Origin of the sequence: Erythrobacter aurantius (assembly GCF_023823125.1) — a bacterium.
Lineage (GTDB): Bacteria > Pseudomonadota > Alphaproteobacteria > Sphingomonadales > Sphingomonadaceae > Erythrobacter > Erythrobacter aurantius.
The window spans coordinates 1,825,419-1,846,046 of sequence record NZ_CP090949.1 but is presented as its reverse complement, the minus strand read 5'-3'; the positions used below and the strand labels follow the sequence as shown (position 1 = coordinate 1,846,046).

The following is a 20,628-nucleotide window of genomic DNA, read 5'->3' as shown; positions in this document are numbered from 1 at the left end:
AGCGCGGCGAACTGAACCGAATTCCCACTGCCAAATTTATGAATACAGGAGCCCTTTCATGACCGCGCGCACCATCATCGTCACCGGAGCATTCGGACATCTCGGCAGCGCGGTCGCCGATCATTTCGAGGCGCTGGGCGATAAGGTGGCACGGATCGATTACGCGCCTGCTCCGGCAGGTTCCCCGGCGCATCACATCGGCGGGGTCGATCTCAGCGATGCCGAGGCCGCGAAGGCGGCGCTGGAGCAAGTGACCCAAGCATTGGGCGCGCCAAGCGTTCTGGTGAACATTGCCGGGGGCTTCGTTTGGGAAACGCTCGATGATGGGGGCCCGGACACGTGGGAGCGCATGTTCCGCATGAATGCTCTGACTGCGGTTACGATGTGCAAGACCTGCGTGCCCAACCTCATCAGCCAACCGGGTGCGGCCATCATCAATATCGGGGCGGCTGCCGCAGCAAAAGCGGATGCCGGCATGGGTGCCTATGCCGCGTCCAAGGCCGCCGTTGCACGGCTGACCGAAAGCCTCGCCGCCGAACTGGCTGGCGAGGACATCACCGTCAACGCCGTCTTGCCAACCATTATCGACACTCCGACAAATCGCGCCGACATGCCCGACGCCGATACGTCCGGCTGGGTTCGCGCCGCCGATATTGCGAGTGTGATCGCCTTCCTCGCCTCGGATGCGGCGCGATCAATTACCGGGGAGTCGATCAAGGTTTCGCGTGGGCGCGGCGACTAACGCGACAACCTAGATCAGGCGCGTTCTGCATCCGGTTTGGCGGTAATGCCGGACTTCCCTCCGAATTGGCTACATCAATCCAGCGCGATGCTATGCGGCTAGGCCCCTGAGTCGCCGCCGTCCGGCAGCGCGCGAAAAGCCGAGCGCCATTGCGTCAGAACAATCCGATCGACGCACGACAGCTTTTTTGCGAGCCAAAACCCGTTTTGCAGTCTAAGGGGCCACAAAAGCGCAAACACGATGCGCCTTGCCACGCTGAATTCCGGTGACTCTGTAAGTCGCCAGATCGTGACGGCTCTCTCTTTCTACAGGCCCTCAAGAATGAACTTCCCCCCCCTACCCGCAGCCCTTGAGGCTGCTCTTGTCGAGCGTGGCTATTCCAGCGCAACTCCGGTGCAATCGGCGGTGATGCAGCCTGATGCTGAAGGGCGAGATCTGCTGGTTTCGGCGCAGACCGGTTCCGGCAAAACGATCGCTTTCGGTATCGCCATGGCCAAGGACATTCTGGGCGAGAGCGACACAATCGCATTCTCGGAGCGTCCACTCGCACTCATAATCGCGCCAACGCGCGAGCTTGCGCTGCAGGTTAGCCGCGAACTGGCGTGGCTTTATGGCAAGGCCGGCGGCCGTGTTGCCACCTGCGTGGGCGGCATGAACCCGCAGCAGGAACGCAAGGTGCTGCGCTCGGGCGCGACCATCGTTGTCGGGACACCGGGTAGGCTGCGCGATCACCTGGAGCGGGGTGCGCTGGATCTCTCGGATCTCAGGGCCGTGGTCCTCGATGAAGCCGACGAAATGCTCGACATGGGCTTTCGCGAGGAGCTTGAGGAAATTCTCGATGCGGCCCCGGCCACCCGCCGGACATTGTTGTTTTCGGCCACAATCGCTCGCCCTATCGAAACCCTCGCCCGCCGCTATCAGAGCGATGCGCTTAGGATTGCCACGATTTCCGAAGGAGTTGGCCACGGCGACATCTCATATCAGGCCGTCACCGTGTCCCCGCCCGAGATAGAGAATGCAGTGGTAAACCTGCTGCGCTTCCACGAGGCGGAAACGGCGATCCTTTTTTGCGCGACCCGTGAAAAAGTCCGGCACCTGCATTCAACCTTGCAGGAACGCGGTTTTGCTGTCGTCGCGCTTTCGGGTGAGCATTCGCAATCGGAGCGCAACCATGCGTTGCAGGCCTTGCGCGATAGGCGAGCGAGGGTGTGCGTGGCTACCGATGTCGCGGCCCGTGGGATCGACCTTCCCTCCCTCAGCCTGGTCATCCACGTCGAATTGCCTCGTGATGCCGAAGCACTGCAGCATCGCTCAGGCCGCACAGGTCGCGCAGGCAAGAAAGGCACCGCCGTCTTGATCGTGCCTTTCTCCAGGCGCCGTCGAGTGGAATCGATGCTCCACCATGCCAAGATCAAGGCGGAATGGACCGACGCGCCAGATCGCGACGCGATCAAGTCGCGCGACCGCGAACGTTTGCTTGAAAAGCTGCTTCAGCCGATCGAAGTCGAGGACGGAGACCGGGAACTGGCGGACCGGCTTTTGGCAGAGCGCACGCCGGAGCAGATTGCGGCTATGCTGGTGCAGGCCCACCGTGCCAACTTGCCCGAACCCGAAGAATTGATCGCGAACACGCCCGATGCCCGGCGCGAGGCACAAAAGGAGAAGCACCGCGCCGGTTTCGAGGATGTCGTCTGGTTCCGGATGGACATCGGCCGACGCGACAACGCAGACCCTCGCTGGATCCTGCCGCTGCTGTGCCGACGTGGGCATATCACTCGCAACGAAATCGGGGCGATCCGGATTGGGCAGAACGAAACCTTCTTCCAGATACCCCGTGCCATTGCCGACAAGTTCGCCGAAGCGACCGTAAGGACCGCACAAGCGCGAGGGGAAGGCGACGAAGAGCCAGTTTTGATTGAACCCTCAAATGGCGGGCCACGCGATATGGCAAAGGACAATCGCCGCCGCTTCAAACCGCGTGACGAACAGGACGCACCACGGGTCAAAGCAAAACCACGTTTCAAGAAGTTCGACAAGAAAGAGCGAAAGCAGGACAATAGGCCCAAACGCCCCAAGAAGGGCTCAGGCACCTTTGGCCGCTCCAAGCGGGTCTGACCCTTTGGGCAGGTGGTAGCGTTAGAAAATCTTTCGCAGATTCAGCGAAAGCCCGAATTGACGTTGCGAGTCCAGGAACGAGGTTCCCACCCGTCCGGACAAGGCAACAGAACGCGACAGCATGGTGCCGTATTCGCCTTCTAGGTCCAGTGTTTCAGCTTCAAGGCCCGTGTGGGACTTCGAATATTTTATGTCCCCCAGGACCCAAGTCGCATTTGTGAAAAGCCTTGCGAACAGCGCTTGGCCTTCGCTTCGGTTGATGTCTTCTCGCTGATCGTCGCCCGCAATCGAGAAATAGTGTTTGTAACCCGCAAACGCGAAAGTCTGCTGATCGAAGGCGTAGACGGCACCAACGACCGGGTTGATTTGCCATTTACCCGTTCCAATGAGGTCATCGGTGGCGGTGGGCACCACCAGCTCGACTGCCGACAGCACTGATACCCGACCGTACGTCCTGACATTGCGGCTGCGAAGTCTGAGATCGCCGATCCCGAACGCGTCGAAAGTAGCGCCTGGCGAGCCCGTGACCGGTCGTTCGGTGTCTTCAACCAATAGCGCAGGGCCACCTCGGGAGGTGACCGGTGGGACTGGGCCACGTAGATTGCTTATCGGCATCTCGATGTTGGCGCCCCAATTGGCATCGAAGGCGATGTCGTATTTCAAAGCCATTGTCGTGACGCTCACCCCATTTTCGAGGTTGTCATGTTGGAAAATGACCTCTGCTTTGGTGATGTTGTCCTTGGGGTTTACACCAGGCGCTGTCTGGGGATTCTCATTATCGGCTGGGTCGTCCAATTCCTGAGCCACCGCAGCACCCGGAAAAGCTGACGCAGACGCTGCGAGGGCTATGGCAGCAATGGTCTTTGCAAGTGTTCGCAGCGTCATGCCCGCGCTCTCAAGAGTGAGTTTCGAATTCAGTTCGCAGGTACATGCTTCAAATGCACATCCTGCTGCGGATAAGGCATAGACAGGCCGTTCTTGTCGAACGCCTCTTTCACCTGCCGGGTCAAATCCCAATAGACATCAATGTAGTCGTCGGATCGCACCCAGGGCCTGCAAATATAATTGACCGAGCTGGCCGACAATTCGTTGGCTTGCACTTGCGGCGCAGGGTCTTCGAGGACTTTCGGATGAGCCGAAACCACACCGTTTATTGTTTCCAGAACAGCTTGAATCGGGTCATCATAAGAGGCTCCGAATGTCAGATCGACCCGGCGAATGTCGCTGGCAGAAGCATTGACGATCACATTGCCCCAGACATTCTTGTTAGGCACGACAATGATCTTGTTATCGGGCGTCGCGATCGTCGTGCCTACGATGCTTACCTTCTGGACCGTTCCCGCGACCCCGCCGACTTCGATGAAGTCTCCTTCGTCGAAAGGTTGGTTGATCATGATCATCAACCCGCTAGCCAGATTGCCGAGCGTGTCCTGAAATGCGAATGCGAGGATGAAGGACGCCCCCCCAATAACCGCAAACAATGGCGTGATATCAATGTCGATGGCGGAAAGGACGACGAGCAGGCCGAGCAGTATGAACAGCCAATAGAAGGCTCCAACCAGAAAGTTCTGCAGGAGTTTTGACAGGGAGGTTCTCCGACCGATCCAGAACCGAGCACCACCCCTTGCCAAACGAGCGACAAAAATGATCGCGCCCAATGCGATGATCGCGACCGAGATGCTGAGCAACACGGCAATTCCGCCGTCACGCCTGCCCAGCCATGCCAGCAACGAGCCTGCAAGCGCACCTGCGCTGGCGAGTGAGGTCTCTTCGTAGAGAATGCTCGAGCGATACGCTCGCAGTTCGTTCACCAAGGCTTCGTCGCCGCCTTTACGCTCTAGCGAGTCCACGACAAGAGTGTATCGCTCCAGTAACCTTGCCCGCTGTTCAACCAATGAAACGATCCGATTAACCCGTTCGTCCCGAACCTCGGCGGGATTCCGGACCCGCTCTGCTTGAAGCAGGGATATTTCGCTGGTCTTGTCCTGGACAATCTTGAGCCACTCACCGCTGACGGACTCAAGCTGCTGCTTGGTCAGTGGGACGAGCAAGTGAGACAGTTCTGCCGTCGAGATCGAAGGATTCGTAATGCGCCCTTCCCAATGAATCGCGGGGTCGGGTTCGGCTGCCTCAGCTTGCGGGCTTTCCGCTGCTGGTGTCTGCGCCTGGATCGCGGGATGAAACAAAGCCATCATGAGGCCTGCCATTGCCAGCACCAGTCTCAGAAAGCGCATTTGAAAGCTCCGAAGCATCATGAATCTTGAATGAGCAGGACTACTCCTTGGACATCAGGTAATCGGCTACCGCCTGGTACGCCGGGAGTGATGTCGGATCCATCCTTCCGTTGGCGGCGGTCGGGAACGAGGCAAATCGTACAAGCACCATTTCTGCGGTCGGATCGACGTAGATGGTCTGCCCGTGTACGCCTCGCGCCGCATAGGCGCCGTTCTCATTGTGGAAGACCCACCATTGACTGGTGTAGCTGCCATTGGGAATGGTCGGAAATCCGCCAAACTTTGACTGGTCGCCGCCTTGCCGAATGCGGGAAACAACCTCCGCCGGGAACAGCCGCTCCCCGTTGATCTCCCCTTCGTTCAGCATCAACTGGCCAAGCCTGCCCAGATCACGCAGGCCTGCGGTCAATCCGCCGCCGGCGAAGGGAACACCTTTGCCGTCGACTGTCTGGTAAGCGGATTGCTCTGCCCCCATCGGCTTCCACAAACGTTCGCTTGCCAACTCCGTAACCGATTTGCCGGTGACACGCGTGATGAGCCAGCCGAGCATGTCGGAGTTGATCGTCTTGTAGTGGAATTCGTCGCCGTGATTGCCCTCCGGCTGGACTTGCTGGAGATACTCCCAATACCCATTCGGGCCGGTATAGCCTTCAGGCTTGGGCAGCGGGCTCGCAGCGCGCGAATAGACCCAGATATCGGCATTGGGATCTGCGTAGTTCTCGGAGTATTTGACCCCGGTGGCCATATCCATGACCTCGCGCACTGTCGCCGAAGCGAAAGCGGAAGTTCCGATTTCCGGGATGATATCGCGAACCAGCGCAGTCTCATCAAGCACGCCTTCCGCAACCAAAATCTGCGCCAGCAATCCGGTGACGGATTTGGTCATCGACATGGCTGCATGCTTTCCGTCTTCTTCAAGACAGCCGAAATAACGTTCGTAAACGACCTTGCCTTTGTGCAGGATCAGGATGCCGTCAGTGTAATTCGCATAGAGCGATTGTTCCCACGACATCGGCTCTGAACCGTTCATCGGCGTGAACGTAAGCGCGTCGATCGCCTGCCGTTCGTCCGCAAAATCGGCGGGCGGAAGATAAGATAGCGGCACCGGAGCTTCGAGCCCCCGGCTGATCTCCTCGGTCGGCAGGAATTCACGCAAATGGCAGACCGACCATCTGAGACGCGGGAAGCTGAAATAGACCGAGTCTGGCTGGGTGATGATCTTGTCTTCCGGCGGCGGAGACCCCTGCATCCAGCCCATCACCCGCGGATCGGAATCCTGTGCAGAAAGAGGAGGTTGGCCTTGCTGAGCATTGGCCGGAGTGAACGAAGCCGCAAGCAGCCCTGCCAAGCCAAGAGCCTTGCACAGATTGGTATTCCAAAGGCGCATCACCATTCTCCAAACGGTTGCGGAGCACGTCCGCACTCAAAACATTCAATTTTTCCCGCCACAGGGCTGGCGGCTGCAAGGCAGATCACTCAGGTCGTTCAGTCGTCATCAGCAATGGCGGCGATCACGCCGACAACGGCTGCTGCAACAACTGCGCCTTTGAGGACGTCAGCACCGTCATTGTCGCGCCGTGCGTAATATCGACGCAGGTATTCATCGCGGTTCCAATATCGGCCATCGCGCCACCAGCGACCGTTCCCGCGGTAGAAGCGATCATAATAATCCTCTCGGATTTCGCGTATGACTTCCCGTCTTGCTTCGCGACGTTCACGCGCCACTTCGCGGTTTGCCTCACGGAATTCACGCTCAGCGCACTCACGCGTCTTGCATCGCATGATCTCACGTGCTGCCTCGCGGCGTTCACGTGCAACCTCGCGGTTTCCTTCACGGATTTCCCTGCGCACTTCCCAGCTTTGCGCCGACACATCTTCAGGCAACGCAGTGAAGACTGTAGCGGCGGCAAGCAGGAACAAGATGTTCTTCTGCATCGGTCAGCCTCCTTGCGCAGCGTTGCGATATTTCGCGGAGCGGGCCTCGTACTGGCGGATCACTTCGGCGCAGTTTTCCTGCTCGACAACCACGCTTGATCCGTATCCGAACGCTGCCGAAAACAGGAACGCCCGGTCGATCCCGAGAAGACGCGTGATGGAAGCGTGAATTTCCAGTACGTCGCGCTCAAAGGCCATCTGCTGGTTTTCTGCGACACAACCACGCGAAAGCCCTGCGATATAGCCGAAGTTCTTCAAGCCGTTGTCGACCTGCTCTTCCTGGCTCATGTCGGGTGCTTCTTCCTGCGCAGAGGCAGATGCGGCGAACATCGCAGTTACAGCGAGAACGGCTGCTCCAAGAGAGCCGGTCAAAACCATTTTCATCATTTCTCCTCCATCCTTTGCTTTCGATCGCAGCCCATTCCCCGCGAACTGCAGATGCATTGCGGTGGCTCAGTAATTGACCACAATGTTCACGAACCCTCCGGTCCAGGCAGGTGCAGAACCGCCAGCAGCAATGCGAATGCCGTCGCCGGGCACGGACACGCTGAATCCGCCGGTCAGAAAGATGTTTGGTGTCAGGACTCGCGTGTATTCGATGAACACATCGTCGGACAAATGAGGGTCGGTAACGCCGGCTACGACACTGCCCAGATCATCCGTCAGATCAAGCCGCGTAGCCTGACCAAACTGGATCGGGCTTCGCAACTCGTTCACCCGAATATGTGCCGTTCTGAGCGTCACAAAATCGCGCGGACTTGGCATCATCTTGAACGTCAGCTGATGCGACTGGACGTTTGAATTGATGAAGACCAAGGCAGACTTCGAACCAGTAGCCCAACTGGCTGGCGAGCCTTCGTAGTTGAGCGGATCGAACCGTTCCAACTTCGTGGTGTTAGGATCATCGCCGGAAAAGGTCTGATAGGTGTAAAACACTTCAGGCCGCCATGGCTTGTTGTTCCATGCGTGCCCCAACTGGATACGTCCTGCCCAGGCGTCCAGATCGATGCGTTCATTCCACTGATATGCGCCATCCAAAGCCACATACAGCCCGGGAAAGGCACCTTTGAGCGGATGGACGCGCCCATAGAATGAAAGCGAATTGAGACCGTCACGCCCCCCATTCAGGAACGCAGGCGGGCCAAAGCCTCCAGGCGCCGCCTGAGGATAAGGCGCGCCGGATTCGATAAGGTTCACATAAGTGGCTCCAATGAAGTCGCCATCCCAATCATAGCGAAGGTCGCCGCCGACGATTTCCGTTCCGGTATCGTTCGAAGCCAGCTCGTTCGGATCCAGATAGAATGCTCTGGCCGTCAGCCCATCGAGCGAAAATTTTGCGATCGCGGTCCGCTCCCAGGCCTTGCGCGGCCCAAGCTTGACGGCCCCACGTTCAAACCCGTTCGAGGCACCATTGGCGATCTGCATCCCCGTGCCCAGCTTGAGCGTCTGCGCACCGATGGAAAGATCAAGCTCTCCGGTTTCTCTCGAGCCTATGCGCAAACCGATGTATGCCTCTTCACTCGTGAGGCGGTTGTTGTTGCTTTGGCCAAGCCCATCCTGCCCAGTCGTCATTGAAGCGACGAATGATCCCCCGGCGTAGACGGTCGCGGAACTGCTAACGCGGCTCTCAATGACGATGCCGGGCTTGATGTATGCTTCAAGCCATTGGGTATCGGAGTTGAAATCGGCCGTCGGAGCAAAGATCTCGGCGAGGTTCCAGAACAGGTTCTCCTCGGCGACAGCGTTAAGGCCGCCTTCGAACGTGACTTTTACATCAAGCTCTTCGCTGCGGCTGTCACCAGCTTGAGTTACCTCCTGTGCCATTGCGGCGGGTGCGGCAACAACGCCAAGCGCAAAAGCTGAAATCAAAACACCGGATTTGGCAGGACGGCGAGCCATAGCACTCCGACCTGCTTCATGACGAATAAGCCTGCAATCGAACAAGGGGAAACCTCCGTAGCGCGACTCCGGTGGTTATGTTTTCTTATGGTGCGAGGCTCCCCAAAATCGGTGCCGCAGTAAACAGAGCCATTGCCCAAAATGGGCGCTGGAGGCTAGTAATCTTACTTTACCCGAGGAGTGACTGATGAAAATCGCGGAATTGCACTTCGGAGCGGTTTGGCCCGTCCATGTCGAAGGCTTCATCCGGCTTCTCTCAGGTCTACGTCAGGTATTCGACGGCGATCTGGATTCGGTGCTGATCCTTGCCGTTGTCGGGTCTGCGGTATTGCCCCGCGACAGATTGCCAAAGGATTTGGCCTACGAAGACTTCCTTACAGGAGAATCGAGGCGGAATCTGGTGACCCCGCTAAATACCCATTCGATTTCGCAGATCACCGGGATCTCGCGTGAATCCGTCAGGCGGAAACTATCGAAACTTCAGAAGAAGGGTTGGACTGTTCGCGACAACCGGGGCCATTGGGCAATCGGAGACGAAGCTCGATCACAACTCCACCCCGTAACCGATATGTCGATGGAGTATTTGTCCAGCGTGGTTCAAGCCTTTGACAAGGCCAGATCTCGCTAGAGGTGAACTCAAAACCGGTATGCGAGCCCGATCAGGGGCCCTTGTATGGTGATATTCAGATCGACCGGAGAGCCTCCTCCGATGGCGGGGCTTTCGCGATCAACGCTAAGCGCCCTGTAAACCAGTTGGAGGGACAAATTGTCCGAAGCATCGTAGGATGCCCCGGCCGCAACGTTCCAGCTGAAATCAGACCCTACCCCGAAACCGCCGATGTCGCCCTGTGCAATCAAACGCCAGTCAGAAGAGACGGAGTGGAGGTATCGCGCGCCGATAATCGGATCGATCCAGTCATCGCCTGTCCGGATGGTATCGTTGAAGAAGAATGTCTCAATTGCGACATCGACATCGGCGTTCCAATGCCGGATGCCCGCGTACGCATCGAGCGCGTGTTGATCGAAGTCGATCCGACGGACAATCGCGACTTCCGTGATGCCGGCATCAATATCCGCATCCACATCGCCGATCAGAATGTCCACACCGGCACCAAGGTCTGCAAAAATGTGATCGACAGACAGCCCCCAGCCTGACTTGTGCCGAACTTCACCGCGAATGAGCCCGCCAAACTCGAATACGTCCAAGAGATCACCGGCATCGAGTTCGAACTGCAGCCCCTGAGCCCCGACACCGATGTCACCGGTAACGGTGGGAATCCAGACATAGGGGCTTACGATGAAGGTAAGGTCATCCCCCTCGGACACCACGGCGCGGCGGGCAGAGGGCGCAGCCGCAGTCGCAGCCGCTTGCAGTGCCAGTGGCATTTCGTTGGGAGGCAGAACATCTGTCTCGCTCGAACCGGCTTCATGCGAAATCAATTCGAACCGAGGGCGGTTCTCTTCGCCAAGCCTCTCCTCTGATTGGGCAGCGGAAAGAGGTGCCGAAAAACCGGCAAGGAAAAATAGGGCAAAAGACGATCTTGCCGCCATCCCGATAAATGGTGTTCGCACCTATTCGCTTCCTTCGATCAAGGCTTCCTGGTCGGTTCTGACCCAATGATAGCTCACGTTCTTCTGTTCGATCTCGAGCTCAAGTTGTTCGCCGGTAATTCTGAAACGGTCAAACGCGGCGAAATCGGCGATTACACGATCGCTGATGGAAGTGGGAGGACACAGCGCCTTGGTGACCCCCATATCGGTAATTGCTATTGATCCTTGGCCCGCGCCGCCATCTTCGACAACCTGCCAACGTCCGAATCCGCGATTGCAATCAAAGCGCATTGCGGCGCTGCCATCGGCACGGAAAAGCAGCGTATAGAGCCCTTCATCTACCGTTTCAGACTGCGCATCCGCCGCTTGCCCTGCAGTGATTTCAGCCAATACCCAACTGCTCTCGGCAAGTGAGAGCGGCGGTTCGCTGTCTGAAGCTCCATCGCCTTCAGTTACCGAATTGGTGCATGCCGAGGCCAGCATCAAGGTCATTACCGTCACCAAAGAGGTAGGTTTCCAGTTCATTTTGCGCACCATTCTAGCCGATATACCTGTGCCAGAAATGTCGCCCCAAGAGGCAGACTTGGGCAAGGGGCACTCTGCCCAATATGGGCTAGATACGCTTGATGTCAGGGTCGTACCGGCCAGACCTGAGAGCCAAGTCACCGTATTTCTCGAAGCGAAATAATGCCTTACTTCGAGGCTGGATTTGGAGAAACGCGCGCAAGTTCTTGCGCGCGGGGTAAGGGAACGCCCAGCCCGGAAAGGCCAAGCGCCAGCATGTCGCTCAAGATCTGCGCGGCCTCCTCGCGCGAAGGTCGGGTGTCGACCAGGTTGACCATCAGCACGTGGCACAGACCCAGCCAGTAAAGGACACCTGCACCGCGCGCCTCCGGGCGCAATAGCCCCATTTCAAGTGCCGCTTCGATATCCGCCCTCAGTCCACGATTGAGCGGGTGGCTCTGGCTCGTTGCTGGGGTTTGACTACGCAACAAAACCGTTGCGAGGCGGGGCTCCGTTTCGGCGAATGCGGCAGCAACGACCATCCCGCCAGCGATGCGCGCGACCGGATCGGCAACACCGGCATTCGCGCGTGCCACCCTCCCCTCAACCTCCTCCCGAACTTCGGCGGCAACAGCCGCAGCAAAGTCCTGCTTGTCAGCGAAGTGATTGAAGAAACTGCCTTTTGCAACCCCCGCACGCGCAACGACATCGTCGATCGGGATCGCGTCGATGGGCCGATCAACCAGCAGATCAAGACCGGCGGCAATCAGCGAAGCACGGGTGCGCTGCGACCGGGGCGAAGGTGAATTTGCAGTTGCCATGAAGCGGGTATACTTGACCAAATAGTCAATTTCAAGGATATTGACCAAATAGTCAGATACGAATCGGAGAGGGGACAATGGCAATCATCAAGGTCGAGGACATCGCGCATGTCCGTTTTGCCGCGCCCGACATCCAATTGATGCGCGAGTTTCTGGATGACTTTGGTCTTTCCTGCTTCGAAGACGGGGGACGCCTCTATGGCCAGGGAACGGACGGACGCCCATTCGTCCACGTGACCGAACCGGGACCGGCCAAGTTTCTTGCCGTTGGCCTCAGAGCTTCGAGCATCGCTGATCTCGAACGCCTCGCCGACCATGAGGGATTGACAGTCGAGCCTTTTCAAGAGCCCGGCGGCGGCATGGTGGTACGCCTGACCGATCCCGACGGTTATTGCGTCGAAGTCGTTGCAGGCCAGAAAACGGAAGCCCCCTCCCCGGTTCTCGACCCCTTGTTCAACAGCGCCGCCGCCAAGCCTCGCTTGCGATCTGCGGTGCGCCTAACCTCGGCCCCCGCACACGTCCGCCGCATCGGCCATGCCGTGCTCAAGGTCCGCGACTTTCGCAAGTCGGAGGCATGGTGGAAGGAGCGTTTCGGTTTCCTGACTTCGGACGAAATCGAGGCCGCAAAAGGCGTCGCGCTGGGCGCGTTCATGCGCTGTGACAGGGGCGATCTCCCGTCCGACCATCACACCATCTTCCTCGCCCAATTGCCGGGAGACCTGGGCCTTTTGCACGCCGCCTTTGAAGTCGAAAACCTCGACGATCTTATGCTGGGCCACGACCATCTCAAGTCTCGCCAACGCGAGGCGGCATGGGGCGTCGGCCGCCACATCATGGGCAGCCAGATCTTCGACTATTGGAAGGATCCATTCGGAAACGAACTGGAGCACTGGACCGACGGTGATCTCTTCACGGCCGATGACCCGCCCACAACTCAGACGATGCAGGCGCTGCTGGCAGTGCAATGGGGCAGCCCCCACCCGATGTTCAGCGGAAAGGTCGCTCCCCCGCCAGGTCTCGTCGCTTTTATCACGGCCATGCAACTGCGCATCAAGCGTCTCGTCAGCAATTCATCCACGGAGCCCACCACATGAAACTCTGCACTTTTACTATTGATGACACGACAAAAACCGGGATCGTAGTGGGCGATCAGGTGATCGAGACCGGAGTGCCGGGCACAATGATCGACCTGATCCGCGACTGGGATTCTCTGAAGTCTGAACTCGAAGAAAGAGCTTCGCGCGGAGGGGGCATTCCCCTTTCCTCGGTCAAGCTGGAAGCGCCAGTACCCCGGCCAGGCAAGATCTTCGCGATCGGCCTCAACTACGCTGACCACATCGAGGAGTCCGGCCTTGGCACTCCGGAGCGGCAGGTCTGGTTCACAAAGGCGCAGACGAGCGTCAACGGGCCTTACGACCCTGTGCTGATCGCCCGCGGAACAGCTACCGCCGATTACGAGGCTGAACTGGTTGCAGTGATCGGAAAGGGCGGCAAGCACCTTGATGCATCAGAGGCACCAACAGCTATTTTCGGCTACTGCGTCGGCAATGACTTCACCGAGCGCATGTGGCAGCACGCCGTGCCGCAATGGTCGCTCGGAAAGAGCTTCGACACCCATGCGCCAATGGGTCCGTGGATCGTCACTGCTGACGAATTGGGCGACCCTCACGATCTCGGCATCCGCTGCTATGTCAATGGCGAGGAACGGCAGAATTCGAACACGCGCCATCTCGTCTACAATGTATGGCAACAGGTCGAGCACCTGTCGGTCGGCATGACGCTTGAGCCGGGCGACTGCCTGTTTACGGGCACACCCGGCGGGATCGGTGCGGCGATGGACCCGCGCCGCTTTTTGCAGCCCGGTGACGTTGTGCGCACCGAGATCGATCACCTCGGCCATATCGAGGGCACCATGGTCGCGGAAGATTGAGCCATGTCACGCAAGTTTGACTACGACGTACTGATCATCGGTGGCGGCCCCACCGGGGTAACGCTGGCGAGCCTGCTCGCTAGGCGCGATATAAGTGTCATGGTGGCGGAGAAGGAAGCTGAGATTTTCCCGCTCCCGCGTGCTGCCCATATCGACCACGAAGGCATGCGCATCCTGCAGGAAGCGGGAGCTGCCGAGGCAGTCATGGCAACCAGCCGCCGTGCAGATCGCTACGAGTTCCGTAATGCGAGAGGGGATCTGCTGCTGTGTTTCGACGGAGCCGAAAAGATCGGCCCGGGCGGTTGGCCCGTCGCCAACATGATCCACCAACCCTCTGTCGAAGCTGCACTCAGGTCAGCACTCGCGGAACAACCGAACGCTGAATTGCGCAGCCAATGGGAAATGCTGTCCTTCGAGGATGATGGCGAAGGCGTCACCGCCAATTTTCTCACTCCCGACGGTGAACGCGCGGTTCGGGCACGCTACCTCGTGGGGGCCGATGGCGCGCGCAGCCCCGTTCGCAAGGCCTGCAACATTGCCTTTGAAGACCTCGGGTTCGAAGAACCGTGGTTGGTGGTCGATGTGATGGTCGACAATCCGTCCCGCCTCCCCGGTGCCAACCTGCAGATTTGCGATCCGGCCCGGCCCACCACCTGTGTGCTTATGGGAGAGGGACGGCATCGATGGGAGTTCATGATCCTGCCTGGCGAAGAGCCAGAAGAATTGAGCGAAGACGGCTCGATTGCACGCCTTCTCGCCCCATGGAAAGTAGAGGGCGCTGTGCGGATCGAACGCAAGGCTGTCTACACGTTTCGCGCACGGATCGCACAGGAATGGCGCAAGGGGCGGATCATGCTGGCGGGCGATGCAGCTCACCAGACTCCGCCGTTTGCGGGGCAAGGACTTTGCTCAGGCTTACGCGATGCCTCCAACCTCGCATGGAAGCTTGCAGCGGTAATCCATGCGGAGGCTGACGAAGCATTGCTTGATACCTATCAGCCCGAACGTGCGCCCAATCTGCGAGCGACAATCGACATGGCGATCATGATGGGGCGGATGGTCTGCACAACCAGCCGGATTGGCGCGGCTATTCGCGACCTGAAATTCCGCCTTGCCCGAATGTTGGGCAAGCTGCCGGATGGCCCACCCGCCTATCCGCCGATCGGCGCAGGCGCGGTCCGCGCCGGGTCGCCAGCAGCAGGCAGCTATTTTCCGCAACTTATTGCTAATGACGGCACGCGGCTGGACGACGTGCTTGGCTGCGATGCCTGGCTAATCAACCGCCATGATTGCGATCAGGGTCGGCTTTTGCCGTTTGCTTCCGATTTACAGTCGTGGTTCGATTATCACTCGGCCGAAGCGGTGCTCGTACGTCCTGACCGCCATGTTTTTGCGACGGGAAGTGCCGACCAGCTAAAGCTGGAGTGGAAAACCATCTCGGCGAAAGAACTTATGCAATGCGTGTGAAGGCAATCACTGCGATCCTTGTGACGCAACATTGTTGGTAGCGGAGCATGGACCCGCCCCGAATGTGATTCCGGCGAGAATGACCGTATGCGACCTTATTTCAGACATGCAGCCCTGTTCGTGTTATCGAAAACGGATGATTGGGCCACGTTCTTTGTGATGAACGCGTTCATCTACATCGTTCCGGTGTATTGCGCTGCTCGGGCGTTCTCCGACCTTAGAGCGGGGATGCCACTTCTATCGATGGCGGGTGGCATTTGTGCAGCAACGCTTGTCTTTCCGCTTGCAGCCGCTCATTTTCTTCCGGATTCGGAGGCCTTGGCTTGGTCTCTCCTAGGCGTGGTTGTCCTCGGCAACATTGGCGTGGCAATCTACGTAATTGCTCGAACAGTACGTGACGCTCTGGAGCGCAATATTAAGTGGGCTCTCGCTGGAGGACTTTGCGTTGTCCTGCTTACTCTGCCGTGGGCTTGGACTTTCCTCATGCCGTCCAATGAAATAACCATAGGCTGAAAATAGACGGGAAAGGCGCAGGCTCGACAGAGTTGCGCAAGAGCATGATATTGTGGTGCACACACACCCCAGCGTTGTTCGCTAGCTCTAATAGTCCGAAATGGCATGGAAGCGGAGGAGCGACCCGACTTGCCGACGCGCGGAGTGTGAGCCACTCCTCCTACTAGCCGCCATATGTAGCTACATGGTCAGCGGCTCATATTCGACACGCGTGACTGTCAGCGCTTGTCCCTTGTCGCTCGTGATGTCCATGCTTTCGCCCACCGCGATTTGGGCAGGCGTAGTCCAGCATTCCTGACCCTCATCGTTCATTGCGCTGGTGAAGCACTGCATTCCGTCTACCAGAACGTATGTGCCGTGATCAAAATGCTCATCCCCGGCGTTTGCGATGTAGTTTCCGTCTGCATCGATGGATTCCAGGATCTCCTTGTCATCCATTACAAACGTCCAGCTCGTTTCGTTCAGCGACATCACTTCAGCAGGAGCATCGGCCTCGACAACCGCAACGTCTTCTTCGACGTTTTCAGGGCTCCCACAGGCTGCGAGAGCGGCAATGCTGCAGACGACAATTAGTTTCTTCATGGCAATATCCCCCCTTCAGGAAGCGCATAAATTACCACTGCGCGCTCTCCTCCCCTAACGGTTTCTGGGTCAGCGCCTTTTCCTATTGATCGCTATGATTAAATTAGGAGTGGCTGGGCGTCTCGCTTGGCACGAAGGGCACACAAAGGCTGAAACTCTGCGACCACGACTCACGCATGGTCGGCACAATGCAATGATCGAAAGATTGGTAGCGGAGGAGGGACTCGAACCCCCGACACGCGGATTATGATTTCTCGGCCAATCCAACAAATTCAAAACCTTAGTTGTAAACCGACGCCCCATTGCGCCCTTAAAGATCAATGACTTGCCCACGTGCAGTAAACCGATCACGCGCTAAGCCGATCGACTAGGCTGACGATTACCCGCGCCTCGTCAACATAACGCGCCCGCACCCCGGCGATGCGCTGCGAAGTCCAACCCACAACGCGCGCGATTTCATCATCAGTCAGGCCCTTCATTGCGAGCCAAGTTACGTAAGTGCCGCGCAGATCATGAATCGTCCTGTCGAAGCCATCCGGCTTATTGCGCTGGAAAACCGTCCCAAGCCCGCTCTCCGTCCATGCCGCGCCGCGACTGTTGCGCAGCACTGGCCCTTCGCGATGCTCGACCCCATCAAGGAATGATCGCAATTCCGGAAAGATCGGAATAACCGCTCTGCCCTTCCGCTTCCGTGTTGTCAGGACAATTGCCTTGTCTGCAACGTGCGACCAATCGAGGCGCACCAGATCGCCAAGGCGCAAGCCTGTCATGCTGGCCAAACGCAGCGCAGCCATCAAGTGTGCAGGGGCGTCAGCGAATGCCTCCCAATGCCTCGCCTCCCACACCTTGTCTGATTTGTCTGCCGTGTGCAGGTGATTGATCCCGGCGGCGACATTCACCGTCAGCAAGGCATTGTGCACAGCCCACCCCAGGACGGTTGCAATGGTGACTGTTGCCTTGTCCGCAGTGCGAGGCTGCCCGCGCCACTGATCGCGCCATTCAATAATTTCCCGGCGCATCCGTCGATCCTCGAACGCGCTGATCGGGGCCGATCCAAAATGCTCGGAAATCCTGTCCAGCGTCCGGTTGTAATCGCGCTTCGTGCTAGCAGCCAGACGCTCGAACTCCGGCGAGGCACGGTAAGCCGTCAATATCGCATCGAAGGAATCGCTTGGCGCAGTGGTCGCCTCATTCCGTGCAGCCAGCGCCTGCGAGAGTATGGCCTGCGTGATGATCGGCCTCGCCCCGTCTTGGCGATGAATGCAAGGCCCCCCGCGCCACGCGTAGACATTCCAGCGGATAATGCCGCTGGCCAGTCGCTTCTTAACGACGTGCAACCCGGTCAGGATTCGATTGCTTTGCCTTCCACGCATCGAACGCACTCCCTTGTGCCTCGTTTTTCAGATAGACGGTCATTCCGTCGGATCGGAGATCAACCGCCCCCGGCTCGATACCCAGCTCGCGCAGCAACTCGATCGCGCTGCGAATTTCGCTTTCCGGTAAGAGGCGACGCTTGGCTGTCATTGCGCGCCACCGAAGGGCGAGAGGATGCGCTTAAGGTCGAATACAACCTCAGCGCGGGCGACCATATCGAGCTGGTCTGGCATGGCACGAACCAGCCAATCCCCACTTTCATCGACCGAAAGGCCAACCCCTCCCTCGCCATCGACAACGCAGCCCGCCACCCAGAACAATTCGCGTGGCCCCCCATCTTCTCCGACCGCATCATACAAGTCCTCAAGACTTGTATCGGCAAAGCGAGCAAAGTGGGCCGCATGATAGACCAGCCCGCGCCGCACCTGAGTTGCCAAAGCCCGCAAGGCGCTAATGTTGAGTCCAAGCGTTCGCGCTTCACCGAGCAGCGCCGCGATCTTCGCCTCGCCCTCATTAAAGCGCCGGTGTTTTCGCGCCTCGGCAGGCTCGGGAATGAGAAGGCCCTCACGAAACCAGAAGGGCAAAACAGCGTCGTCGACACCAGCGAGCGCCACAAGATCGGCGCGGGTGTAGAGCTTCGCAGCGGGATTCGGATTATCAGCCATATCCACCAAATAAGCCTAAAAGCTCTAATTGTAAATAGAGCCTTTAGGCTTATTTCACAGCCTTAGCCTTGCGCCATGTCCTCGAACGCATCCGCGCCGAACATCTCGAACTTGGCGATGCGTCCAACGTCCGCCTCGATCATGTCAGCGACGGTCAGGTCACCGGGCAAAAGGCACAAAAGCCCCCCCCAATCGCCCTCGCGAACCGCTTCCAACTTCATCGCCAGCGCGGCCCCGGTGCGGATCGGTGTGGTAAGCATCGCATCACGCAGCAATGTCGCGCGATCAAATAGACGCTGCGCGACCTCGCATTCGTCGGGCATCTCCGCCCATGCCTCGAAATCTGTCTCCGCCACGCGCCAAGCCGCGTGCGCCTGCCAGAATTGCGCATCGCGCGCTTTCAACGCATCAATGCCTGCGGGAATCTTGAAGGGAAGCGGTCGCCCGCCTAGAGGCTGATTAGCCATGTGTCGCACTCCTGTTGCGAATTGTGGTCAGGCTCGGCCCGGTGTTGCTGCACCTGGTCGAGCCGCTCGGTTATGGCTTAAAGCGCACCTGTTGGGAAGAAAGGATATTTCCGCGACTTGCTCGGAAAAATCCGCCGCGGGGTTTGCGGGAATTAAACCCCCCTATTTGGCGCGTCGCACTCCCGCGCCTCACCTTTGCTGCCACCAGCGCCGCTATACTTTCGCACCCGCTCATCGAAGGGGATCACAAGCGCGCCGCCCTCCCCCGCCCGATCAGCGACCAGTTGCGCGGCCTGTTTGCGGGTAATCTTGCCCGTTCTGTCCACCATAGGCCAACCCAGTGCCGCGCCAGCATTGCTCGCGAAATCCAGTGCAGCGCCGAACGGATTAAGCGTTTCTGTCGGTGAAAATCGCCGCCGGATTGCGGGTAGATCGGGAATGGTCGAAACCTGAAACGAGCCCTGCCCTCGCGCCTCGATCAAGACTTCGCCGCTCATGCCTTTGTGCATCCCGTGACTGTCTGCGGTTGCCTAGCGCAAGCCATCTGCCCGGCGCGGCCGTCAAATATCAGCTTATGCGGCAAGTCCCGTGCAATGACGAAATCGAAAAATGTCGTGTGCACCGCCGGGTGAACCCGCAGCTCGCACTTTGCTACAACCGCCGGCCAGTGCAGCCGATCGAATACCGGGGCATTCACCGGAACCGGATAGCGCGCAAGAAATGCGGCAGTGTCGAACTCGCCTTCGCGCTCGATCAATTCCACCGCTACGTCGAGATCGCCAAGCTTATGCCTATGCGAGAGAACGGAACCGAATAAGGCCACGCGACCGATTGAATGCCGCATCAATGGCGAGGCGTTCACTCTCTTAGCCCGCTCGATCAGGTGCGGCACCAGCTGCAACGCCCGCCTTCGTAAAATCGGCTTGCTATGCGTCATGCGACGGCAAGCCCTTCGGCAAGCTGAAGCGGTTTGCCAATCTCATCTGGCCAGCGGTGAATAGTGTCGAAGCGAACACCGTCACGCGATACCGTCGCCCGCTCGATCGCACCGCCAATGCAAGCAAGACCGTCGATTTCCGGCACTGGTGAAACGAACGGCGCGTTACGCTGCGCCTCGATCAGCCGGACCGCCTCGGCATCGGGGCAAAGCTGTCTGCGGCAAGCCAGCGCATCGACCGCCCGTTTTGCCTCGGGCAATTTCTCATCGCCAGCGCCAAGGAAATAGTCGAGCTCCTGCACCTTCATCTGTGCGCCAAGCTCGAACATTGATGACGCGTGAAACAATCGTATCTGGCGCTTGCGGCTGCACCATGCGACCAGCACAAGCCGGGCAGCGGCATTCGGCGCCCCATTCTGCCGCGCTGTCTCGCAAAATTCCTCGATGGCCGCCGGGAGCATCTGCCGAAGACTTGTCAGGTTCTTTGCCTCGGCTGCGGCAAATGGCGCGATGATCCAAGGCAAAACCCCGCCCACCATCGTCACACCTATCACTGCTGGGAAGTGCGCGCAGGTAAATGCTTTCGAACCGAACGCCGCCACCGCGCCTGTTGATACGTCAACGTGTGCCGTGTCCGTGAACAAATAGCCTTTGCGCCCATTGCGCCACGCGTTGACGACGCTCACGCCCGAACCCGTGCAAGAAAGGCTCTACTTGGCGGCGATGCAATGCCCGCCAATGCAGGATTGCCCGTCACCAGGGCAACAGTCGCAACCGCCCCCGCTACCGTGCCGATCGCTCGAAAAACGCCGCTCATTGATCATTCTCCTGAAATCTGAATCAGCCGGGGAAGCCTTGCGGCTTGACCGTCCCCCCGGCTGACCCGGAATCC

The 20,628-nt window shown here is 58.6% G+C and carries 24 protein-coding genes; 6 read left to right on the top strand and 18 right to left on the bottom strand.

Annotated elements, in window-relative coordinates; all coding sequences use genetic code 11:
- The first annotated feature begins 58 nt into the window (after window positions 1-58).
- Both L1K66_RS08810 and L1K66_RS08805 read left to right on the top strand, forming a co-directional pair.
- Window positions 59-742 carry an SDR family NAD(P)-dependent oxidoreductase gene (locus tag L1K66_RS08810; RefSeq protein ID WP_252257531.1) on the top strand — a complete coding sequence of 228 codons (684 nt, stop codon included), beginning with the start codon at window positions 59-61 and terminating at the stop codon, window positions 740-742.
- Between the two features lie 321 nt (window positions 743-1,063).
- Window positions 1,064-2,857 carry a DEAD/DEAH box helicase gene (locus L1K66_RS08805; protein ID WP_252257530.1) on the top strand — a complete coding sequence of 598 codons (1,794 nt, stop codon included), beginning with the start codon at window positions 1,064-1,066 and terminating at the stop codon, window positions 2,855-2,857.
- 21 nt (window positions 2,858-2,878) lie between these two features.
- Here L1K66_RS08805 and L1K66_RS08800 read toward each other — a convergent pair whose 3' ends face one another.
- The 6 genes from L1K66_RS08800 to L1K66_RS08775 form a co-directional block, all read right to left on the bottom strand.
- Window positions 2,879-3,742, bottom strand: coding sequence for a hypothetical protein (locus L1K66_RS08800; RefSeq protein ID WP_252257529.1), 864 nt, complete (start codon window positions 3,740-3,742; stop codon window positions 2,879-2,881).
- 29 nt (window positions 3,743-3,771) lie between these two features.
- Window positions 3,772-5,091 (bottom strand): mechanosensitive ion channel family protein, encoded by a 1,320-nt coding sequence (locus L1K66_RS08795; RefSeq protein WP_252257528.1) that lies wholly within the window; start codon window positions 5,089-5,091, stop codon window positions 3,772-3,774.
- 40 nt (window positions 5,092-5,131) lie between these two features.
- Window positions 5,132-6,478: a serine hydrolase domain-containing protein gene (locus L1K66_RS08790; protein ID WP_252257527.1), complete on the bottom strand. Its 1,347-nt coding sequence runs from the start codon at window positions 6,476-6,478 to the stop codon at window positions 5,132-5,134.
- Between the two features lie 98 nt (window positions 6,479-6,576).
- Window positions 6,577-7,026 (bottom strand): hypothetical protein, encoded by a 450-nt coding sequence (locus tag L1K66_RS08785; protein ID WP_252257526.1) that lies wholly within the window; start codon window positions 7,024-7,026, stop codon window positions 6,577-6,579.
- Between the two features lie 3 nt (window positions 7,027-7,029).
- Window positions 7,030-7,413 (bottom strand): hypothetical protein, encoded by a 384-nt coding sequence (locus L1K66_RS08780; RefSeq protein WP_252257525.1) that lies wholly within the window; start codon window positions 7,411-7,413, stop codon window positions 7,030-7,032.
- Between the two features lie 66 nt (window positions 7,414-7,479).
- Complete coding sequence (locus tag L1K66_RS08775; RefSeq protein WP_252257524.1) at window positions 7,480-8,925, bottom strand: alginate export family protein; 1,446 nt, start codon at window positions 8,923-8,925, stop codon at window positions 7,480-7,482.
- 187 nt (window positions 8,926-9,112) lie between these two features.
- On the opposite strand from L1K66_RS08775, the gene L1K66_RS08770 reads away from it, so the two are divergent.
- Window positions 9,113-9,553, top strand: a complete 441-nt coding sequence (locus tag L1K66_RS08770; RefSeq protein WP_252257523.1) for a helix-turn-helix domain-containing protein — start codon at window positions 9,113-9,115, stop codon at window positions 9,551-9,553.
- An 8-nt stretch (window positions 9,554-9,561) separates the two neighbouring features.
- Here the strand turns inward: L1K66_RS08770 and L1K66_RS08765 are convergent, their stop codons facing one another.
- The 3 genes from L1K66_RS08765 to L1K66_RS08755 all read right to left on the bottom strand — a co-directional run bounded on the left by L1K66_RS08765 (window position 9,562) and on the right by L1K66_RS08755 (window position 11,801).
- Window positions 9,562-10,497 (bottom strand): outer membrane protein, encoded by a 936-nt coding sequence (locus tag L1K66_RS08765; RefSeq protein ID WP_252257522.1) that lies wholly within the window; start codon window positions 10,495-10,497, stop codon window positions 9,562-9,564.
- Window positions 10,498-11,001: an META domain-containing protein gene (locus tag L1K66_RS08760; RefSeq protein WP_252257521.1), complete on the bottom strand. Its 504-nt coding sequence runs from the start codon at window positions 10,999-11,001 to the stop codon at window positions 10,498-10,500.
- Between the two features lie 167 nt (window positions 11,002-11,168).
- Window positions 11,169-11,801: a TetR/AcrR family transcriptional regulator gene (locus L1K66_RS08755; RefSeq protein WP_252257520.1), complete on the bottom strand. Its 633-nt coding sequence runs from the start codon at window positions 11,799-11,801 to the stop codon at window positions 11,169-11,171.
- Window positions 11,802-11,878: 77 nt separating this feature from the next.
- Here L1K66_RS08755 and L1K66_RS08750 point away from each other — a divergent pair, with 77 nt between their 5' ends.
- The 3 genes from L1K66_RS08750 to mhpA are packed head-to-tail and all read left to right on the top strand — an operon-like array spanning window position 11,879 to window position 15,198.
- Window positions 11,879-12,895, top strand: a complete 1,017-nt coding sequence (locus L1K66_RS08750) for a VOC family protein (protein WP_252257519.1) — start codon at window positions 11,879-11,881, stop codon at window positions 12,893-12,895.
- Window positions 12,892-13,731 carry a fumarylacetoacetate hydrolase family protein gene (locus L1K66_RS08745; protein ID WP_252257518.1) on the top strand — a complete coding sequence of 280 codons (840 nt, stop codon included), beginning with the start codon at window positions 12,892-12,894 and terminating at the stop codon, window positions 13,729-13,731. The genes L1K66_RS08750 and L1K66_RS08745 overlap by 4 nt, the downstream gene beginning before the upstream one ends.
- Window positions 13,732-13,734: 3 nt before the next feature.
- Window positions 13,735-15,198, top strand: a complete 1,464-nt coding sequence (gene mhpA / locus L1K66_RS08740; protein WP_252257517.1) for a bifunctional 3-(3-hydroxy-phenyl)propionate/3-hydroxycinnamic acid hydroxylase MhpA — start codon at window positions 13,735-13,737, stop codon at window positions 15,196-15,198.
- Window positions 15,199-15,891: 693 nt separating this feature from the next.
- On the opposite strand, the gene L1K66_RS08735 is transcribed toward mhpA, so the two are convergent.
- From L1K66_RS08735 to L1K66_RS16455, 9 genes are all read right to left on the bottom strand, one after another.
- Window positions 15,892-16,293: a hypothetical protein gene (locus L1K66_RS08735; protein ID WP_252257516.1), complete on the bottom strand. Its 402-nt coding sequence runs from the start codon at window positions 16,291-16,293 to the stop codon at window positions 15,892-15,894.
- Between the two features lie 347 nt (window positions 16,294-16,640).
- Complete coding sequence (locus L1K66_RS08730; protein ID WP_252257515.1) at window positions 16,641-17,630, bottom strand: tyrosine-type recombinase/integrase; 990 nt, start codon at window positions 17,628-17,630, stop codon at window positions 16,641-16,643.
- A complete protein-coding gene (locus L1K66_RS08725; protein WP_252257514.1) occupies window positions 17,617-17,817 on the bottom strand; it encodes a hypothetical protein in 201 nt (66 codons plus the stop codon). The genes L1K66_RS08730 and L1K66_RS08725 overlap by 14 nt, the downstream gene beginning before the upstream one ends.
- Window positions 17,814-18,332: a MerR family transcriptional regulator gene (locus L1K66_RS08720; protein ID WP_252260472.1), complete on the bottom strand. Its 519-nt coding sequence runs from the start codon at window positions 18,330-18,332 to the stop codon at window positions 17,814-17,816. Before L1K66_RS08720 ends, L1K66_RS08725 begins: the two co-directional genes overlap by 4 nt.
- Window positions 18,333-18,394: 62 nt before the next feature.
- Window positions 18,395-18,799 carry a hypothetical protein gene (locus L1K66_RS08715; RefSeq protein WP_252257513.1) on the bottom strand — a complete coding sequence of 135 codons (405 nt, stop codon included), beginning with the start codon at window positions 18,797-18,799 and terminating at the stop codon, window positions 18,395-18,397.
- Window positions 18,800-18,951: 152 nt separating this feature from the next.
- Complete coding sequence (locus L1K66_RS08710; protein ID WP_252257512.1) at window positions 18,952-19,296, bottom strand: hypothetical protein; 345 nt, start codon at window positions 19,294-19,296, stop codon at window positions 18,952-18,954.
- A complete protein-coding gene (locus tag L1K66_RS08705; protein ID WP_252257511.1) occupies window positions 19,293-19,736 on the bottom strand; it encodes a hypothetical protein in 444 nt (147 codons plus the stop codon). Before L1K66_RS08705 ends, L1K66_RS08710 begins: the two co-directional genes overlap by 4 nt.
- The gene (locus tag L1K66_RS08700; RefSeq protein WP_252257510.1) at window positions 19,733-20,197 is read right to left on the bottom strand and encodes a hypothetical protein; all 465 of its coding nucleotides are present in this window, start codon (window positions 20,195-20,197) and stop codon (window positions 19,733-19,735) included. Before L1K66_RS08700 ends, L1K66_RS08705 begins: the two co-directional genes overlap by 4 nt.
- 221 nt (window positions 20,198-20,418) lie before the next feature.
- Window positions 20,419-20,553, bottom strand: a complete 135-nt coding sequence (locus L1K66_RS16455) for a hypothetical protein (RefSeq protein WP_256471446.1) — start codon at window positions 20,551-20,553, stop codon at window positions 20,419-20,421.
- Between the last annotated feature and the right edge of the window lie 75 nt (window positions 20,554-20,628).

Bases quoted from the DNA above. Each gene is read 5' to 3' on its own strand.
- L1K66_RS08790 (WP_252257527.1), bottom strand. From the start codon at position 6,478: ATGCGCCTTTGGAATACCAATCTGTGCAAGGCTCTTGGCTTGGCAGGG.
- L1K66_RS08735 (WP_252257516.1), bottom strand. From the start codon at position 16,293: ATGAAGAAACTAATTGTCGTCTGCAGCATTGCCGCTCTCGCAGCCTGT.
- L1K66_RS08745 (WP_252257518.1), top strand. From the start codon at position 12,892: ATGAAACTCTGCACTTTTACTATTGATGACACGACAAAAACCGGGATC.
- mhpA (WP_252257517.1), top strand. From the start codon at position 13,735: ATGTCACGCAAGTTTGACTACGACGTACTGATCATCGGTGGCGGCCCC.
- L1K66_RS08800 (WP_252257529.1), bottom strand. From the start codon at position 3,742: ATGACGCTGCGAACACTTGCAAAGACCATTGCTGCCATAGCCCTCGCA.
- L1K66_RS08780 (WP_252257525.1), bottom strand. From the start codon at position 7,413: ATGATGAAAATGGTTTTGACCGGCTCTCTTGGAGCAGCCGTTCTCGCT.
- L1K66_RS08785 (WP_252257526.1), bottom strand. From the start codon at position 7,026: ATGCAGAAGAACATCTTGTTCCTGCTTGCCGCCGCTACAGTCTTCACT.
- L1K66_RS08760 (WP_252257521.1), bottom strand. From the start codon at position 11,001: ATGAACTGGAAACCTACCTCTTTGGTGACGGTAATGACCTTGATGCTG.
- L1K66_RS08725 (WP_252257514.1), bottom strand. From the start codon at position 17,817: ATGACAGCCAAGCGTCGCCTCTTACCGGAAAGCGAAATTCGCAGCGCG.
- L1K66_RS16455 (WP_256471446.1), bottom strand. From the start codon at position 20,553: ATGAGCGGCGTTTTTCGAGCGATCGGCACGGTAGCGGGGGCGGTTGCG.
- L1K66_RS08705 (WP_252257511.1), bottom strand. From the start codon at position 19,736: ATGACGCATAGCAAGCCGATTTTACGAAGGCGGGCGTTGCAGCTGGTG.
- L1K66_RS08770 (WP_252257523.1), top strand. From the start codon at position 9,113: ATGAAAATCGCGGAATTGCACTTCGGAGCGGTTTGGCCCGTCCATGTC.
- L1K66_RS08755 (WP_252257520.1), bottom strand. From the start codon at position 11,801: ATGGCAACTGCAAATTCACCTTCGCCCCGGTCGCAGCGCACCCGTGCT.
- L1K66_RS08710 (WP_252257512.1), bottom strand. From the start codon at position 19,296: ATGAGCGGCGAAGTCTTGATCGAGGCGCGAGGGCAGGGCTCGTTTCAG.
- L1K66_RS08700 (WP_252257510.1), bottom strand. From the start codon at position 20,197: ATGCTCCCGGCGGCCATCGAGGAATTTTGCGAGACAGCGCGGCAGAAT.
- L1K66_RS08715 (WP_252257513.1), bottom strand. From the start codon at position 18,799: ATGGCTAATCAGCCTCTAGGCGGGCGACCGCTTCCCTTCAAGATTCCC.
- L1K66_RS08805 (WP_252257530.1), top strand. From the start codon at position 1,064: ATGAACTTCCCCCCCCTACCCGCAGCCCTTGAGGCTGCTCTTGTCGAG.
- L1K66_RS08750 (WP_252257519.1), top strand. From the start codon at position 11,879: ATGGCAATCATCAAGGTCGAGGACATCGCGCATGTCCGTTTTGCCGCG.
- L1K66_RS08810 (WP_252257531.1), top strand. From the start codon at position 59: ATGACCGCGCGCACCATCATCGTCACCGGAGCATTCGGACATCTCGGC.
- L1K66_RS08795 (WP_252257528.1), bottom strand. From the start codon at position 5,091: ATGCGCTTTCTGAGACTGGTGCTGGCAATGGCAGGCCTCATGATGGCT.
- L1K66_RS08775 (WP_252257524.1), bottom strand. From the start codon at position 8,925: ATGGCTCGCCGTCCTGCCAAATCCGGTGTTTTGATTTCAGCTTTTGCG.
- L1K66_RS08720 (WP_252260472.1), bottom strand. From the start codon at position 18,332: ATGGCTGATAATCCGAATCCCGCTGCGAAGCTCTACACCCGCGCCGAT.